19 protein-coding genes are annotated in these 17,980 nt (G+C 32.4%); 12 read left to right on the top strand and 7 right to left on the bottom strand.

The genetic code is table 11. From position 1 onward, the window contains the following. Window positions 1-237 precede the first annotated feature (237 nt). The gene (der, locus tag AWE51_RS00505) at window positions 238-1,545 is read left to right on the top strand and encodes a ribosome biogenesis GTPase Der (protein WP_066307971.1); all 1,308 of its coding nucleotides are present in this window, start codon (window positions 238-240) and stop codon (window positions 1,543-1,545) included. 31 nt (window positions 1,546-1,576) lie between these two features. On the opposite strand, the gene AWE51_RS00500 is transcribed toward der, so the two are convergent. Continuing rightward, window positions 1,577-2,509, bottom strand: a complete 933-nt coding sequence (locus tag AWE51_RS00500) for a pepsin/retropepsin-like aspartic protease family protein (RefSeq protein ID WP_066307970.1) — start codon at window positions 2,507-2,509, stop codon at window positions 1,577-1,579. Window positions 2,510-2,921: 412 nt separating this feature from the next. Between AWE51_RS00500 and AWE51_RS00495 the strand changes: the two genes are divergently transcribed. From AWE51_RS00495 to AWE51_RS00455, 9 genes are all read left to right on the top strand, one after another. Then, entirely contained in the window at window positions 2,922-3,209 is a 288-nt protein-coding gene (locus AWE51_RS00495; RefSeq protein ID WP_066307969.1) for a hypothetical protein, read from the top strand. A 280-nt stretch (window positions 3,210-3,489) separates the two neighbouring features. Then, window positions 3,490-3,705, top strand: a complete 216-nt coding sequence (locus AWE51_RS00490; protein WP_066307968.1) for a hypothetical protein — start codon at window positions 3,490-3,492, stop codon at window positions 3,703-3,705. Window positions 3,706-3,786: 81 nt separating this feature from the next. After that, window positions 3,787-5,046, top strand: a complete 1,260-nt coding sequence (locus AWE51_RS00485; protein ID WP_082832257.1) for a radical SAM protein — start codon at window positions 3,787-3,789, stop codon at window positions 5,044-5,046. Further along, window positions 5,043-5,879 carry a hypothetical protein gene (locus AWE51_RS00480; protein ID WP_066307960.1) on the top strand — a complete coding sequence of 279 codons (837 nt, stop codon included), beginning with the start codon at window positions 5,043-5,045 and terminating at the stop codon, window positions 5,877-5,879. The genes AWE51_RS00485 and AWE51_RS00480 overlap by 4 nt, the downstream gene beginning before the upstream one ends. A gap of 24 nt (window positions 5,880-5,903) precedes the next feature. Further along, complete coding sequence (locus AWE51_RS00475) at window positions 5,904-6,785, top strand: hypothetical protein (RefSeq protein ID WP_066307957.1); 882 nt, start codon at window positions 5,904-5,906, stop codon at window positions 6,783-6,785. 22 nt (window positions 6,786-6,807) lie between these two features. Beyond that, window positions 6,808-7,689: a hypothetical protein gene (locus AWE51_RS00470; protein ID WP_082832256.1), complete on the top strand. Its 882-nt coding sequence runs from the start codon at window positions 6,808-6,810 to the stop codon at window positions 7,687-7,689. Between the two features lie 12 nt (window positions 7,690-7,701). Then, the gene (locus tag AWE51_RS00465; RefSeq protein WP_066307951.1) at window positions 7,702-8,586 is read left to right on the top strand and encodes a hypothetical protein; all 885 of its coding nucleotides are present in this window, start codon (window positions 7,702-7,704) and stop codon (window positions 8,584-8,586) included. Between the two features lie 446 nt (window positions 8,587-9,032). After that, window positions 9,033-9,230: a hypothetical protein gene (locus tag AWE51_RS00460; RefSeq protein ID WP_066307949.1), complete on the top strand. Its 198-nt coding sequence runs from the start codon at window positions 9,033-9,035 to the stop codon at window positions 9,228-9,230. 19 nt (window positions 9,231-9,249) lie between these two features. Then, window positions 9,250-9,429 carry a hypothetical protein gene (locus AWE51_RS00455; protein ID WP_066307947.1) on the top strand — a complete coding sequence of 60 codons (180 nt, stop codon included), beginning with the start codon at window positions 9,250-9,252 and terminating at the stop codon, window positions 9,427-9,429. 330 nt (window positions 9,430-9,759) lie between these two features. On the opposite strand, the gene AWE51_RS00445 is transcribed toward AWE51_RS00455, so the two are convergent. The 6 genes from AWE51_RS00445 to AWE51_RS00420 are packed head-to-tail and all read right to left on the bottom strand — an operon-like array spanning window position 9,760 to window position 14,053. Continuing rightward, a complete protein-coding gene (locus AWE51_RS00445) occupies window positions 9,760-10,554 on the bottom strand; it encodes a TPM domain-containing protein (RefSeq protein ID WP_066307942.1) in 795 nt (264 codons plus the stop codon). Further along, window positions 10,555-10,995 carry a TPM domain-containing protein gene (locus AWE51_RS00440; protein ID WP_066307939.1) on the bottom strand — a complete coding sequence of 147 codons (441 nt, stop codon included), beginning with the start codon at window positions 10,993-10,995 and terminating at the stop codon, window positions 10,555-10,557. Then, the gene (locus tag AWE51_RS00435) at window positions 10,995-11,597 is read right to left on the bottom strand and encodes a LemA family protein (protein ID WP_066307937.1); all 603 of its coding nucleotides are present in this window, start codon (window positions 11,595-11,597) and stop codon (window positions 10,995-10,997) included. Before AWE51_RS00435 ends, AWE51_RS00440 begins: the two co-directional genes overlap by 1 nt. 31 nt (window positions 11,598-11,628) lie before the next feature. Then, window positions 11,629-11,958 (bottom strand): MerR family transcriptional regulator, encoded by a 330-nt coding sequence (locus AWE51_RS00430; RefSeq protein WP_066307935.1) that lies wholly within the window; start codon window positions 11,956-11,958, stop codon window positions 11,629-11,631. A gap of 3 nt (window positions 11,959-11,961) precedes the next feature. Beyond that, window positions 11,962-13,068: a CapA family protein gene (locus AWE51_RS00425; RefSeq protein ID WP_066307933.1), complete on the bottom strand. Its 1,107-nt coding sequence runs from the start codon at window positions 13,066-13,068 to the stop codon at window positions 11,962-11,964. A 7-nt stretch (window positions 13,069-13,075) separates the two neighbouring features. Further along, window positions 13,076-14,053 (bottom strand): M23 family metallopeptidase, encoded by a 978-nt coding sequence (locus tag AWE51_RS00420; protein ID WP_066307932.1) that lies wholly within the window; start codon window positions 14,051-14,053, stop codon window positions 13,076-13,078. A gap of 279 nt (window positions 14,054-14,332) precedes the next feature. On the opposite strand from AWE51_RS00420, the gene alaS reads away from it, so the two are divergent. Next, complete coding sequence (gene alaS, locus AWE51_RS00415; protein ID WP_066307929.1) at window positions 14,333-16,963, top strand: alanine--tRNA ligase; 2,631 nt, start codon at window positions 14,333-14,335, stop codon at window positions 16,961-16,963. 65 nt (window positions 16,964-17,028) lie between these two features. Beyond that, window positions 17,029-17,976: a GSCFA domain-containing protein gene (locus tag AWE51_RS00410; RefSeq protein ID WP_066307926.1), complete on the top strand. Its 948-nt coding sequence runs from the start codon at window positions 17,029-17,031 to the stop codon at window positions 17,974-17,976. The last annotated feature ends 4 nt before the right edge of the window (window positions 17,977-17,980 follow it).

The raw sequence follows: 17,980 nt of genomic DNA, 5'->3' as shown, positions 1-17,980 counted from the left end.
TGTTGTTTTACAGTAACCTAGTTAGCTATAATACTTGCTATATTTGAAGTAAGTAATTATTTCACTGACTGACTATCAATTATGAAAAGTTCCATAGGCCTTGTTTAGGGCCTTTGGACTTTTTGTTTTTTATGTCAGTTTTTTTCCTTCTATTTTAATCATGTAAAGATATTTAGAACACAAGATGAGTTCTAAAATAAAAAGTCTAATTTTGCACAAAATTAAGAATAGAGTTCAATGAGCAGTATTGTGGCAATTGTAGGGAGACCTAATGTAGGGAAATCAACTTTCTTTAATCGTTTAATTCAGAGAAGAGAAGCTATCGTTGATGCGGTTAGCGGTGTTACTCGTGATAGACATTACGGTAAAAGTGATTGGAATGGCGTAGAATTTTCTTTAATAGATACCGGAGGTTATGTTGTAGGTAGTGACGATATTTTTGAAGCAGAGATTGATAAACAAGTAGAATTGGCAATTGATGAAGCAGATGCTATTATTTTTATGGTAGATGTAGAGTCAGGTGTAACAGGAATGGATGAAGATGTTGCTAATCTACTACGTAAAGTGGATAAACCTGTTTTTTTAGCAATCAATAAAGTAGATAACGGAAAAAGAGAAGCTGATGCAGTCGAGTTTTATAATTTGGGACTTGGCGAGTACTACACCATTGCCAGTATAAACGGAAGCGGTACAGGTGAACTTTTAGATGCACTAGTAAAAGCATTACCAGAGCAAGAAGAAGAAGATGATGATGAGTTGCCACGATTTGCAGTGGTAGGAAGACCAAATGCAGGAAAATCGTCTTTTATAAACGCATTAATTGGTGAAGATAGATATATAGTAACTGATATTGCTGGAACAACCAGAGATTCGATCGATACAAAATATAATCGTTTTGGTTTTGAATTTAATTTGGTAGATACTGCTGGGATACGAAGAAAATCCAAAGTAAAAGAAGATTTAGAATTTTATTCAGTAATGCGATCCGTTCGAGCAATAGAGCACTCTGATGTTTGTTTGTTAGTATTAGATGCAACTCGAGGGTTTGATGGACAGGTGCAAAACATCTTTTGGTTAGCAGAACGAAACAGAAAAGGAATAGTAATCTTAGTTAATAAGTGGGATCTTATAGAAAATAAGGAGAGTAACACATTAAAAGATTTTGAAAAATATATTCGTAAGCAAATAGAGCCTTTTACAGATGTGCCAATTGTATTTATTTCTGCGCTAACCAAGCAACGTTTGTTTAAAGCAATGGAGACTGCTGTAGAAGTTTATAAAAACAGATCCAAAAAAATCAAAACCAGTGAGCTTAATGAGATTTTATTACCAATAATTGAAAGAAATCCGCCTCCTGCGTATAAAGGCAAGTATGTAAAAATAAAATACATTACGCAATTACCTACACCACAACCTCAATTTGCATTTTTTTGTAACTTGCCACAGTATATAAGAGATCCTTATAAAAGGTATATAGAAAATCAACTTCGAAAAGAATTTGACTTTAACGGGGTGCCAGTTTCTGTGTATTTTAGGAAGAAGTAGTTTTTCAGCTCTTGAGAGATACTATTGTTTTTTAGTAAGCGTCACTGTAAGGAGTGTTAAATAGGCTATTTCTTTTAAGGTAAATGGTTTTGTTCTTAAAATCAAAAACGGTATTGAATCTTTTAAGTAATTCATTTCCTAAGATATGAGTTTTAAAACCCGCAGGATTTTCTCTATTTAAAAGCTGTGTCGGTAGTTTGTTTATGGTTTGTCCTGCAAAATTTAGTGTAGGTATTTCAACTACTTTGGTTATAAATATATCGCCAGCACCATTTCTTAATTGATTTGTTTTAATGACACGGAGATCTGCCTTGAACAGTTGTTCTTTTACTGTGATACTATCTAATAGCAAAGATTTCTGATAACCTGTATCGAATAAAAAACGACCTTTAAAATTCTGATTTTGGATTTCAATAGTTCCGTTAAGACATAAAACGGTTTTAACCTGTTCTAGTTCAGATGTAGTGTAATTTGTAAGATCAGGTAATTTTTCATGTACAATCAATAGTTTTTTATCATAGTTTAACGAGACTATTTTGTCTTTAAATAAATCCCATCCAAACCTGCCATCTGTCCCTTGTCCAGAATGTCGCACAGGATATATCTCTAAATCATTCCATTTTAATTTCCCTACTTCTAAAGACGCAAGAGACTTAAGCTTTACATAGTTTTTAGTAGGTACGTTTTCTTTCTTGTCATTTAATAAATTGGTTTTTTCCTTTATAGCGTCATGTGTAAGTAAAAGTCCAGTGGTTCCTGAATCAAATTTTAGGTATAATGTATCCGCACCGTTAAGAACTGTTTTTATTTTGATGTTATTATACTCGGTCAATTCAAAAGGAATTACTATTTCTTTTGAACTTATCTTCTCTACAATTTTTTTTTCCGATTTTTTACAACTGTAAAGAGTGAAAATAAATAGTGGAAGACATAAAAATACTACAGTTTTATTTTGGAATCCCATAATTCTTTTTAAGGTACGAGTGGTTAAAAATTTACAAACAAAGATGGGGTCTAAATATATTAATTAACCTACTTAATTATATAATTAAGCTGTTATTATTTAATAATGTATAATTATTTAATTCTTAAAGTTATGGGTAGCTAAGTAGGATTTTCTTCAAATAATGTTGAATTAGTGCTTCCTTATCGGTGTTTATTAGATGAAACAAATCATGGTGATTAATAGTGCTTTATTCGAGGGGACTTAACTTTTAATTAATCTAATCTCTTTAGGTGAAATAATATTTTTATTGTAAGTTAGTAGTGGTGATTTTAGATACTACTTTTTTTCCAACTAGAAAAATAGTGTTTAAATTACTGGAAATCAGATAATCTCGTTATTGATTGTTTTACTTGCTTAAAACCTAGGCTTCATGAGAAAAATAATTATAGCATTGATTTTAGTAATAAGTGACTACAGGCTTACTTATTATAAATGGGCTATTCAAAAAATTCTACCTATTAAAAAAGATATAGCAACTATTAGGAATATTAAGTTGTTATTAAGATTCTCTGCAAATTTGGGTTTTATCTTATATAAAGAATTTCAATTTTCTTTAACCAAATTTGCTAAAATTACCTACCCCTCTATACTGACCAATTCCAAAATAGGTAATAGGTCAGGAACTAATTTTTTTAATGAATACTATTTGAAAATTTAGTTCATAATTATCTGAAAGAAATTTGTTTTTGGAATACTAAAGATCGTTCAGGAGGATGACACTAGTATTGTAATTATTACAATACCAAGGTTCATTGTTTATAGTACGCGATATTTTGGAGAAGTCATTTCTTAAAAATATAGCGGATAAGTATGCCCAGGAACATCTTTGTTAGTTGAGAGTATATGAAAATTTAAGTTTTTCATTTAACTATAAAATGAAGGGCAATTGTCATGTCCTGACTGATGACATTTTAATAATTAATTAAATTTTTTCAACAATGAACAAAAAATCTAAAATCGCTTCAAACTCAAAAGAAAAAGAAGTATTAAACAAAGCATTTAATACTTCTGATGAAGACCAGTTAGACCTTTACAAAGCAATTTTTGGAGGTAGAATAAGCTCTTCTTGTTCTGTAGTAGCAGTAAGTAAAAACAGCTTAAGATCATCTGCTTATGACAAAATTGATACGTTTTTGCAAGCGGCATCTTTTTAAGTTATAGTAAAGTACTAACTAGATAACCTCTAAACTAAAGAGGTTATCTGGTTTTTTTAAAATTCAGATTAAATTTTAACTATGTATAAAGTCACTTCTTTTGTTTTGAAAATTGCCAGTAGGTGCAATCTCAATTGTTCGTATTGCTATATGTACAATATGGGGGATCAAACATACTTAAAGCAGCCTAAATTTATGGCTTTAGAAACAGTGCAAAATTTTGCTGATAGATTAAAGAGCTATTGCGAAAATGCCGATATTAAATACGTTCAAATAGTATTTCATGGGGGAGAACCTTTACTATTGAAACCTGATTATTTTGAAAAAAGTGTTACTATTTTTAAAAATACAGCTCCAGCATTGGAATTTGTTTTTACGGTACAGACAAACGGAGTAACCTTAGATCAAGATTGGTATTCGATATTTCAAAAAAACAATATTTCTGTTGGAATTAGTATTGATGGTCCAAAAAAATACCATGACGAATATCGTGTTTTTCACAACGGAAAAGGATCCTATAATAAAGTAGCAAAAGCCGTTCAATTAGGTAAAAATAACAATTTAGCAGGTTTGTTACTTGTCGTGAATATTAATATTCCGGTAAAAGAATTGTATGCCGAAATAAAACGTCTAGATGTTTCAAGTTTAAATTTGCTATTACCAGATGGTCATTATGATCAGGCACCTTTAGGATTAGATGAAAATAGATGGAATGATAAACATTATACGCCATATGCCGATTGGTTTATTGATTTGTACAAACTGTGGAAAAATGACAAAGAGCGATCAAAAATTTACTTCTTTGAAACCTTAATAAAGATGGTAATGGGAGAAGAAGGGATAGGAAATCAATTGATCGGAAGACGTACTAATGGAGTAGTGGTTGTAGAATCTGATGGGAGTATTGAAGTGGTAGATTCATTAAGGGCATGTTTTGAAGGAATTACCCGTAATGAGATTAATGTCCATAAAAACAATCTTGAAGATTTATTCGAAGATAAAACGTTTCAGATCTATTATAGGGCTCATGATAATGTAGCCGAACAATGCTTGAATTGCCCAGTGTTTGATATTTGTGGCGGCGGGTTCTTAGGACATAGATACTCCAATGAAAATGGTTTTGACAATCCTACCATGTATTGTAAAGATATGGTACGATTGATCTCTTTTATCCAAAATGATATTTTGAATTCTTTACCAGAGGATGTTGTCCAACAATTAAACATAGAGGAATTAAAATATGAAGATATCATTAATGGGTTCGAAGAAGAAAATAATGTAAAAATTAACCCAGAAGTTCAAGAAGAATTAGCTTCATTTAAAAAGGAAATTCACGTATGAAACTAAAAAAAGGGATGCGCATTTATGGGCATATCGAAGGGATTTTAGAACAAATCTCTGTCAATACTGGTGTGAGAGCTGTAGATGAGCATAATGGCATGAAATATTTTGAGGATTCATATGTACCATTGCATACCTGGCGATTGTTAACACATCAAGAATCAAAACTGGTAATAGAAGATCAAACAAAATTTTCTGACTACAGTAAAAATTTATATTTAGGAGAAATTTCAAATACATTAAGAGATTTGTTTAAATCACTTAATTTAGGTACTTGCACACACCCAGATCAGGTATATCCAAAATTTCAGGATAACAAGGCACTTGTAGAAAAGATAAATGAAGAATTACATGCATTCCTAAAAGACTGCTCTTCTATAGGGAATTATAAATTTCATCGTATCACCAGAGCAATGCCCAATAGAGAAACGATTACAAGTCATTATATAGATGAAATTTTTATGTATATAGGCTTGCATATTGATCAAAGTAAGCATTTCAAAATTCATACGGCTCATAAATCTGGCAATAGAATCTCTATAAATTTAAGTAATGAGACAAGAACATTAGTCTTTACGAATCTTACCTTAATCCAAGTGTATAATTTACTAAGTCAAAAAATAGATCTAAAAAGAATAAAATTAGATCCTGATAATATAGCTGCATATTTTTTCAAGTACTATCCTGATTATCCAGTTATTAAGCTAGAAATCAAACCGTATCAGTATTATGTAGCACCAACAGATAATTTTTTTCATGATGCGTCTACTATAGGAAATAAAGATATAGATATGACTATCGTCTATACGGGTTTATTTGATCAACTTCCTTAATTGTAATTACTTAATATATAACAGATGGAAATAATAAATAATGGAATACGATTACATAGTACAGACGAAAACTTTTTTAATGATATTAGTATTAATTCAGGAACAACACATCATTTAAATCAGGAAATAAGCAAAATAGAATATTTAGATTGGTCTTTTGTACCCAAGTATAATGAAGATGCATATGTAGCTAAAAGAGACTGGAGAAAATTATCAAAAAAAGAATTAGAGGCATTAAAAGCTTCTTCTGATAGGAATTATTACAACACGATCTATGTTGGTGATATTCCTAATGAATTAAGAGATATTTTTGAAACCCTAAAATTCAATAAATGTTTACGACCAGAAGATGTGCATGAATGCATGAAAAAAGATCATGATATGACGTTAAAGCTAAGTAATACGATGCAAACATATCTTAGTGGCTTTGCCAATGCGGCTCCATTTCATTTTCATTTTATAGGCGCAAATCTCCCAAATGTAGATATGGTTGCGTGTGATACGACTGTGCTTCCTGCAGACCATACTGAAGAAGATAAAAAATATATGGGTATTCATAATGATGGTGCAGAACCTACAACTGTTCATGAATCATATAAATCAGGAAATCGTTTTACCATAAACCTTGGGTCAGAAACACGTTATTTTTTATATATGAACCTTTCATTACCCCAAGCTTATACTATGCTTGAAACAAAATTAGGCCTAGCTATCAAAGATGTTGATTTGTTTACAATTTCAAAACTATTTTTTGAGCATTTTCCAGATTATCCTGTGATTAAGATTCCTCAAAAGCCATATCAATATTATATCGCTCCAACAGATCATTGTTTTCATGATGGATCAACTTTTGGAATGACAAAACTTGATGTGCTAATGATATATTTTGGCAAATTTCAATATTAATCATCGTTTTAAAAAGTAATATATGAAAATCAAAAGGCATATAATGGTTCATAATTCGCTTCCAGAAGGGACAGGTGCACTGGCTATAAATTCTGGAACAGTTTACCATAAGCAACACAAAGCAGCTTTAGTTCATTATTTAGATGAGGAGTTTACTCCAGAATACCTAGATCATGCATATGTAAACAAAAGAGATTGGCGAGAATTAACGGTAGAAGAACTTGAATGTTTAAAACCAGACGAGAGTTGTAATGATGTTAATACTGTGTATTTAGGTGAGATTCCTAAACCTTTGCAAGCATGTTTTAAAGAGTTACAGTTGCAAGAAAGTGAAAGTAGAGATGAGGTTTTTAGTAATTTTGAAAAGAATCCAGAGTTGACTAAACAAGCAACACAATTACTTCATGAATTTTTGCTCCCTCTATCTAATGATAAAAAGTTTCATTTTCACTGTATTGGTGTGAATTATCCAAATGTAGAATTAGTGGCTGCAAATACTACCATGCTGCCAAATGGTTTTAAGCAGGCAGATAAAAAATTTTTAGGACTGCATAATGATGGAACACAGTCTATGACAATTGATACTGCACATGAGTTCGGAAACAGAATTAGCATTAACTTAGGTAAAGATACACGTTATTTGTTATTCGTAAACCTGCCTATAAAAGAAGTATATGCAATGCTAAAAGAGAAGCTGAATACCAGTGAGTTAGCACTTGTAAATATCTCTAATATTCCAGAATATTTCTTTAAACATTTCCCAGATTATCCAGTGATTAGAGTAGAACAAAAACCCTATCAATATTACATTGCTGCAACCGATAATTGTTTTCATGACGGTTCTACATTAGGAAGTAGGTACTTAGATGTATGTATAGTATATTTTGGGAGTTTTCAATATTAAAAAGTAAATATAATGACACAATCAGTTACTATTAAAAAAGGAATTAGTATTCACAATAGATTACCAAAAGGATATGAAAGTATACAAATTAATTCTGGTGTCGTGCATCATACAGACCATGAAGGTTCTAGGGTAAATTTTGAACAATACTCTTTTATGCCATTATATATTGATGAAGCGTACATACCAAAGAGAGATTGGAGGACTTTAAGCAATAATGAAAAAAGAAGATTAAATTCAAGTGCTGATCTAAAAGATCATAATAACATTTATCTTGGCGAACTCCCTGAAAAAGTGAAGAACCTATTCAAAAAAATAGATTTTAGTGAATGTAAAGATAGAGATGATGTTATGAGTTGCTTTGGCAAAACAGAAGCGTTGACAAAAGCCTTGAATGAAGAACTTACTGATTTTTTGAAAACAATATCAAATGCTAAACCCTTCCATTTACATTGTATAACTGCAAATTTACCAAATATTGAAATGGTAGCATGTGATATTACAAGGTTGCATCCAAATTTCACGATTGATGAGAAAAAGTATATGGGATTGCATAATGATGGTACGCAATACATGACATTACATACTACGCATAAGTTCGGAAATCGAATATGCATCAATATAGGAGAAGAAACACGTTATTTTTTATATGTTAATCTTTCTATGATACAGGTACATAATATGTTAAAAGAAAAGACAGATGTTACAAAAGTTGATGTGTATAATGTGGCAGAAACTTTTTTTAAATATTACCCAGATTATCCTGTGATTAAAATTAAGCAAGAACCTTTTCAATATTACATAGCACCAACAGACAACTGTTTTCACGATGGATCAACTTTAGGGAATACTAAATTAGATATCAATATGGTTTATTTTGGAAACTTCACACACTAGAAAAATATTCATTTAAATTAAACAGTATTTCGATTAAAGCTTTTGTGTGATTTTTTAATCCTTCATTTTAAAGAATGAACGTTTAATCTTTAGATTAGGGTTGCCTTTATTAAGTTTTTAAGTGAAATGAGGAAAGTCATTTATCAACTTATATTCGATATGATATGCACAGGTTTCTGTCAGTCTACTTACTTTAATTAAAAAATTACTTACGTTATAATTTCAGTTTACATTTTTATATTCTACTTCAATATATTTGAGACTTTCATAAAAGAGTGTTTAGAAAATAATTTTTTCCGAATTTGATTTCAATGAAGTGCTAGTTTTTATGTGTTATAGAAACAAGTAGATTTATAATTTGTTTTTTTATAGTGTCTCAGATTATGAGACAAGGTGCTTTTACTTTCGCAGACATAAAACAAATATTTATTTAAAATTAAAATGTCATGAAAAAAGTAGAGAAATCAGGTGTTCAATCACTTAGTATTGAAGAACAAATTAATGTAAATGGAGGGACCGGAGTGCCACCATGGTTATGGCAAGCTGCTGTGGCTACATTCTTATATAATGTTGTTGCAGATTGGGAAGAAAATGTAGCAGCATTTAATAGTGGATCAGAAGCGGGAGCAGCATTATTTGAATAATCTTAAAAAACTAACAGAAATGAAAAGTAAAAAATACAATACTCAAGATTTATCATTTGAAGAAGCAAAATCTATAAATGGTGGAGATGGAATTACAGAAGCATTTTTTTATGCTTTGGGTTATATTAATGAAATTGGTAAAAGATTGTTTCAAGATAGACCTACAACCGAACTAGGAGCTTCAAGACCTTTTGAATAATTCGAAATTTAAGCGCTATGGACTTAGTAAAGAAATTTGTATTTATTATGTTTTTAGTTTTTCTATGGGATAGTATTTCATTTTTAATTGAAAACGATTTTAAAAATTACTTGGAACAAATAAATGTATTTAATTTTATGTTTAAAGTTTTAATGGTGTTTCTAATTTTTTTGGGAATTAACAAGTTGCTTTCCGAAGCAGAAAAACATGAAAATTAGAGTAAGTTTCTATTTCAGAATTTTGCTTGAAAATATGAAAAAAGAAGCTGTTTAAATCTTTTTAGGCAGCTTCTATCATTTTTCAAAATAATGGGGTAATAAAAAATTAATCTTACCAACTACCACCTGCTCCACCGCCTCCGAAGCCGCCACCTCCGAAGCCGCCTCCAAAACCACCACTGGATCCACCTCCAAAACTACCTCCGCCATAACTACCTCGTCCCATATTGCTTAGAATAATAGCATCCAAAAGGCTGCCACTTCTTGATCGGTTTCCTCGATTTCCTCGGCCATTATTTCCGTGATTACTTTTAGAGAATGCCTTGATAATAATAATAAAGAAAATAAGTAATAAGAACAATTGTCCTATCGGGATATCGTTGCTTTTTTTACGAGAACCTTTAAAAGTACCATTTAGTACCTCAAAAATAGCTGTAGTGCCTTGGTCTAATCCTTGGTAATAGTTCCCTTGTTTAAATGCAGGAGTGATAATTTCATCAATTATAGTCTTTGAATTAAAATCGGTAAGCTTTTCTTCGACACCATAACCAGTAGCGATCCAGATTTTTCTATCGTTTTTGGCAACAAGTATAAATACGCCATTATCTTCTTTTGCTTGACCAATACCCCATTGGTGAGCCCATTCTGCCGCGTATAACCCAATATATTCTCCTTGTAATGACTGTATAGTGGCAATAACGACTTGAGTGGATGTTGTATCACTGTATCGTATTAATTTTTCTTCTAAACTTTTTGCCTGTGAAGGGGCGAGCATGTTTGCCTCATCATAAACCGATGTTTGTAATTTTGGCTTAGGAGGAATTGCTCTTTGCGCATAAATAATATTACAAAACAGAGAGATTGCAAGAACCAGAAATAAAGTAAGGGTGCCTTTGGTGTTTTTCATTTATCCTTTTGAGATTTCATCAGAAAGTTCATTAATATCATCATGATCCCATGGAAAATAGTGTTGCAATTGTACTCCTGCAAGTAAAATACCATCGATTAATCCTTGGGTAAAGTTACCTTCTTTAAACTTGTGCTGGATTGCATTTTTGGTACTTTCCCAAAAATTATTTGGAACAACTTTATTAATTCCTTCGTCTCCATAAATCGCAAAAATATGGTCATCTACTGCAACATAGATTAATACACCATTTTGCTGAGCGGTAGTATCCATTTTTAGAGAGTGAAAAACTTCTTTTGTTCTTTCTAATACATCTAAATCAGTATGCCTTTCAATATGAACACGTATTTCTCCAGAGGTAGTCTTTTCCGCACGTCGTATAGCAGCAACTATTTGTTGCTCCTGATCTGCGGTTAAAAAATCTTCAATTGTGTTTGACATTATTTAAAATCAAAATCTACATCTGGTGCTTTTTCTGCTCCCTCATCGGCTTTAAACCTAGTCATTTTCTCAAAATTTCCAAGCATGCCAAGTATGATGTTGTTAGGGAATATTCTAAGATTTTTGTTGTACAGTCCAACTGCCTCATTATATCGATTACGTTCTACGTTAATTCGATTTTCTGTTCCTTCTAATTGGGTTTGTAGGTTTAAAAAGTTTTGATTAGACTTAAGGTCAGGATAACGTTCTACTGTAACTAATAATCGTGATAGCGCAGAGGATAATCCACTTTGTGCTTGTTGGAACTGAGCCATTTGCCCTGGAGTGATATTACTAGGATCAATATTTATAGAAGTAGCTTTGGATCTTGCTTCAATAACCTCTTCTAGTGTAGAGCGTTCAAAATCTGCAGCTCCTTGTACTGTTTTTACAAGATTTCCGATAAGATCACTACGCCTTTGATAAGCGCTCTCTACATTAGACCAGGCAGTTTGTGCATCTTCTTGAAGTATTATAGCCGAATTATATCTTCCAGCAGATAGAGAATATAAAATACCGCCAAGTATAAAAATAACAGCTAATACAATTAAGAGTTTTTTCATGATAAAACTATATTAAATACCCATTAAGGGCTTAAAGTTGTTCTTTTATTTTAAGTAATTGGCCTTTGATAGATTCGAGTTTTCTAATAATGTCAAAACTATCTAGTGCGTCTTGTTTTTGTTCTTTTAATCGAATTTTAGCACCTTCAAGGGTAAAACCACGTTCTTTAACCAAATGATAAATCAATTCTAGGTTTTTAATGTCTTCTTGAGTGAATTTTCGGTTGCCCTTTGCATTCTTTTTTGGTTTAAGGATATCGAATTCTTTTTCCCAAAAACGAATTAGAGAAGTGTTTACATCAAAGGCCTCGGCAACTTCACCAATTCCGTAATACATTTTTTTCGGTAAGTCTACATACATAGATTAGTTGTTTTGTTGTGTAAAACTTCCATCATCATTAAAAATGAGCTTGCTTTCAGGAAAATCTTCTGCGGTTAGTTTTTTAATTTCCTTTAAGGCCCTTTTCTTATCGTCCATAAAAGGATAAATCTCATCGATTTGTTTAGCTGAGTGCAGCATCCCTTTTATAAAATTACCTTCTAGATCAATATCAATCTCAGCAATTGGTGCATATCCTTTTATACCACTAAGATTAAACCTTGAATACGTGCAAAAATTACCAAGACTATAGGCTATAAATTTATTTTTATAAATTTCAAAACCTCTAGATACGTGTGGTCCGTGGCCAATAATCATATCTGCTCCGGCATCTATCATTGTGTGAGCAAAGAGATAAACATCACCACGGTCTTCTCCATAAAACCGTTCAGTTTTTCTGGGGACATGTGTGTGATCCAGTCCTTCGGCACCGCCATGAAAAGAAACAATCACAATATCTACTTTTGATTTTAGTTCGGTTACGATCTTTTTTGCTTTTGTTAAGTTATGAATTTTTAGGCAATCTTTATTAGGAGCAAAAGCACAAAATCCATAAGTAATGCCATTTTTTTCAAAAACCATAGAGGGTTGAGCAAAAACTCCAGCATATGCAATATTATGTTTTTTTAGTGTTTTCGAGGTGTTTTTAATACCGATTTCACCAAAATCCCCAATATGATTATTTGCAATACTCATAACATCAAAACCGGTTTCTTCAAGATATTTTCCAAATTTTTCTGGTGATCGAAATGAATAACATTTTGATGGGTCAGAGCACCGTTTTGCATTTTCGCCTTCGTCAGTTAACGTGCCTTCTAAATTTCCAAAAAGAATATCTGCTTTAGTCAAAACTGTATTAACATCGTCAAAAGGACCCTTACCATCAGGAGGTAAGTAGCTTTCATTTGGAAAATCAGTTCCCATCATGATATCCCCAACGGCCATTATTTTAATTTGAGAGGGTTTAGCAAGTTTTTGTTGTGTTTGTTGTACGATAACGTACATCGAGTCTAATACTTCTTTTGAATATTTTTGGGCTTGAACAGAAAAACTATACCCAAAAATAACAAGAAGAAGAAGGAGTTTACGCATAAACGATTTAATCTAGAGTTTCATTAATTAAGTTTGATGCTTTAAGCATTTCGGCAAATTCCTCAGGGGTTAGACTTCCGTAATAGAAGTTTCTTGGATTAATTTTTTTGCCATCTTTGAAAATTTCATAATGCAAGTGCGGAGCTACAGATCTACCAGTATTACCAACATAACCTATAACATCTCCACGTTTCACTTTTTGTCCTTTTTTTACATTATATCGACTAAGATGTGCATATAGGCTTACATAGTTAAAGCCATGATCAATGCGTATATGTCTTCCGTAACCTGTAGAGTTTGCATCTGCTCTTTTTACAACACCATTACCTGATGCGTATACAGGGGTTCCCGTAGGTGCCGAAAAATCCATGCCATAATGAAATTTTCGAGCTTTAGTAAAAGGGTCACTTCTCCAACCGTAACCAGAAGCCATACGTTTTAAATCAGAATTTTGTATCGGTTGTATAGCAGGGATTGTAGCTAGAAGCTCTTCTTTTTTCTCTGCTAAAGCGGCTATTTCATCAAGAGATTTTGATTGTACAACAATCTGTTTAGTCAATTTGTCAATTCGTTCACTACTTTCTACAATCATTTTCGAATTGTCAAACCCTTCTAGATTTTTGTATCTATTAACGCCACCAAATCCAGCGTTACGAAGTTCTTCAGGTATTGGATTTGCTCCAAAATAAAGACGGTAAATATTGTCATCTCGCTCTGCAATTTCTTTTAATATATCTTCATCACGTTTCAAGCGCTTATTCATTAAGTCATATTGCAGTTGCATATTTTCGAGCTCCCTTTTGTATGCTTTTTCCTTAGGAGTCTCTAACTGAGGGATATTTAAATAAATAAGTAGTAAAATGAAGCCTGCCAAAAAAGTACCAACAACACCAATTGCAGCTAAACCGAATTTTCGTCCTTTCTTGTGCTCGATTCTTCGATAAGAAAGTGTCTCACTATCATAGTAATATTTAACCTTTGACATAATCTAAAATATGCTATTTTTGCAGGATATCAGTCAAAAAAAACTTGTTTTTTTATCGGACATCGCAACAAATATAATAAAATGTTGCAAAGTGCCGAAAAAACTGACAGATATTGAAAAAATGATTTTGATACAAGTGGTATTTAATAGGTTGATTTTTAGATTTTTATTCGGCATTTAAGAGTGTTGAACTAATATAACTGAAGATTTCAATAATTTATCAAAAATGATTATCTATGCCAACTATATCAGACCTTGAAAAATAGTAAACTTAAACGGATGAAATCCCAAGAAATTAGAAACCAATTTTTAGACTTTTTTAAATCAAAGAAACATGATATTGTATCATCTGCACCAATGGTGATTAAAGATGACCCAACATTAATGTTTACCAATGCAGGGATGAATCAGTTTAAAGAATTCTTTTTAGGCAATGGTACACCTAAAAATAATAGATTAACTGATACACAAAAATGTCTTCGTGTAAGCGGTAAACACAACGATTTAGAAGAAGTAGGTATGGATACCTATCATCATACAATGTTTGAAATGCTGGGGAACTGGAGTTTTGGAGATTATTTTAAAAAAGAAGCTATTGAATGGGCATGGGAATTACTAACAGATGTCTATGGTATTGATAAAGATATTCTCTATGTTTCAGTTTTTGAAGGAGCAAAGGATGAGAATCTAGAAATGGATCAAGAGGCTTATGACTTGTGGTCTGCAATTGTACCCGAAGACAGAATTATCATGGGGAATAAGAAAGATAATTTCTGGGAAATGGGAGATCAAGGTCCTTGTGGTCCGTGTTCCGAAATTCATGTGGATTTAAGGTCTGAAGAAGAAAAAGCTAAAATTCCCGGGCGTGATTTGGTAAATCAAGATGATCCCTTGGTTGTAGAGATTTGGAATCTGGTTTTTATGCAGTTTAATCGAAAAGCAGATAAATCTCTTGAGAAATTACCAGCACAACATGTAGATACTGGTATGGGGTTTGAGCGCCTGTGTATGGCATTGCAAGGTGTAAAGTCAAATTATGATACAGATGTTTTTACGCCTTTAATACGCGAGATAGAGACCATTACAAACTCAAAATATGATAAAAATAGCTTGCCAACAGAAGAAAATGGTAAAGTGAGTGTTGCTATTCGAGTGATAGCTGATCATGTTAGAGCTGTTTCATTTTCTATTGCCGATGGTCAATTGCCCAGTAATACAGGAGCAGGTTATGTAATTCGTAGGATTTTACGTAGAGCAATTCGATATGGTTTTACTTTTTTAGATACTAAAGAACCGTTTATTTATAAATTGGTAGAAACCTTAAGTAATCAAATGAGCGATGCTTTTCCTGAACTCAAAGCTCAGAAAAATTTAATTGTTAATGTAATTAAAGAAGAAGAGCAGTCTTTTTTAAGAACGTTAGATCAAGGATTAGTGTTGTTAGATAATGTGATAAAAAACACAAAAGGTAACGTGATTTCTGGTGAAAAAGCATTTGAGCTTTACGATACGTTTGGTTTTCCTATTGATCTTACAGCTTTAATATTAAGTGAACAAGGTTATGAGTTAGATGAACAAGGTTTCGAGTCAGAATTGCAGAAACAAAAAGATAGGTCTAGAGCAGCCTCTCAAGTGTCTGCTGGTGATTGGGAAATCCTGTTAGATAATGCTACCGAAGAGTTTATAGGATATGATACGCTTACTACAGATGTGAAATTAACACGTTACCGCAAGGTAAATAGTAAAAAGGATGGTGAGTTATATCAAATGGTCTTTGATAAAACACCATTTTATCCAGAAGGAGGAGGGCAAGTTGGTGATAAAGGATATTTAGAAGTTCCTAATGGAGATGTCGTATATATAATAGACACTAAAAAGGAAAATAATCTGATTATTCATTTTGCTAAAAATTTACCAAAACATATCAACGAAACTCTAACCGCGGTTGTTGATGCAAAGCAACGATCAAGATCAGCTTCTAATCATACGGCTACACATTTAATGCATCAGGCATTACGAACAATTCTAGGCACGCATGTAGAGCAAAAAGGATCTATGGTACATAGTGGTAATTTGCGATTTGATTTTTCACATTTTTCAAAAGTATCGGCAGAAGAATTGAAAGAAGTCGAAGATTTTGTAAATGCTAGAATACGAGAGCAACTTCCTTTAGAAGAACAACGTAATATTTCTTATGATAAGGCTATAGAAGAAGGTGCAATTGCATTATTTGGAGAAAAGTACGGGGATACTGTGCGGGCAATACGTTTTGGAGAGTCAATGGAACTATGTGGAGGAACCCATGTTACGAATACAAGTGATATTTGGCATTTTAAAATTACTTCAGAGAGCGCAATCGCTGCAGGAATACGAAGAATAGAAGCAATTACAGGTGATGCTGCAAAAGAATATTTTACAACACAATCTGAAGCGTATGCAGAGGTAACCAGTATACTGAAAACGAAAGACCCTATAAAGTCTATTTTGGCAATACAAGAAGAAAATGCAGAGCTTAAAAAACAACTTGAAGCCCTACTTAAGGATAAAGCTAAAAATTTAAAAGGCGATCTTAAATCTGAATTTGAAGAGATTAACGGAGTTAATTTCCTTGCAAAAAAAGTAGATCTTGATGCTGCCGGAATTAAGGATATTTCTTTTGAACTGGGAGGAGAGCTAAATAATGTATTTATCATATTTGGGACAGAGCAAAAAGGAAAAGCATTATTGTCCTGTTACATTTCTAAAAACCTTGTTGAAGAGAAAGGGCTAAATGCGGGCAAGGTAGTTCGCGAACTTGGTAAATATATCCAAGGAGGTGGAGGTGGACAACCATTTTTTGCAACTGCCGGAGGTAAAAATCCTAAGGGTATTCAGGAAGCACTAGAAAATGCGAGACAATATTTAGGTTAAATTCACGCTAAGTCCTTAGCAGATTATATGTATCTTTTTAGTGACTTAGCGAGAAACAGAATACTATGAACCTACAGACAAAAATAAAAGTAGATCCCCAAGATCAAAAAATCGATTACGAGTCAGAATTGTTTATGCTCGGTTCTTGTTTTGCAGAGAATATTGGAGAGAAATTTGAGTATTATAAATTTAAGAATGAAATCAATCCATTTGGGATTTTGTTTCACCCTAAAGCCATAGAAACTTTTCTTTGGATGGCTACCCAAGGTGAAATATATACAGAAACAGATTTGTTTTATCATAATGAGCAATGGCACTGTTTTGATGCGCACTCGTCTTTAAGTGACTCAAGTCAAGATGCATTATGTAAGCGTTTAAATACTGCCTTGACTCAAGCAAGAAAAAAAATAGCGTCATCTACACATATTTTTATCACTCTTGGCACTTCTTGGGTATATAGATTAAAATCTTTGGATATGGTGGTAGCTAATTGTCATAAAATACCGCAAAGAGAATTTGAAAAACAATTATTATCTGTTTCTGAAATAGAACAATGCCTTCAGAATAGTATCAATTTAATAAAAAGTGTAAATGCTAAGGCCAAAATAATATGTACAGTTTCTCCTGTAAGACATATTAAAGATGGAGTTATAGAGAATAATAGAAGTAAATCTCATCTGATAGCTGCTGTTCATGGAGTAAAGGATGCTATTGATGAGTTGGTTTATTTTCCTTCATACGAGATTGTGATGGATGAATTGCGTGATTATCGTTTTTATAATGCAGATATGATTCACCCTAGTGAAACTGCTATTCAGTATATTTGGGAACGTTTTTTAGAAGTTTGGTTCGAAGAAAAAGTGAAAAAAACAATGCGCGAAGTCGAAGAAATCCAAAAAGGATTAGCGCATCGTGCATTTAATCCTAACAGTAAACAACATAATATGTTTTTGGAAAAATTATGGTCAAAAAAGAATCAGCTCCAAGCTGAATATCCTTTTATGGATTTTTAACAAG

This window comes from Aquimarina aggregata (assembly GCF_001632745.1).
Lineage (GTDB): Bacteria > Bacteroidota > Bacteroidia > Flavobacteriales > Flavobacteriaceae > Aquimarina > Aquimarina aggregata.
The sequence above is the reverse complement of the archived record's forward strand: the minus strand, read 5'-3'. Positions and strand labels throughout refer to the sequence as shown.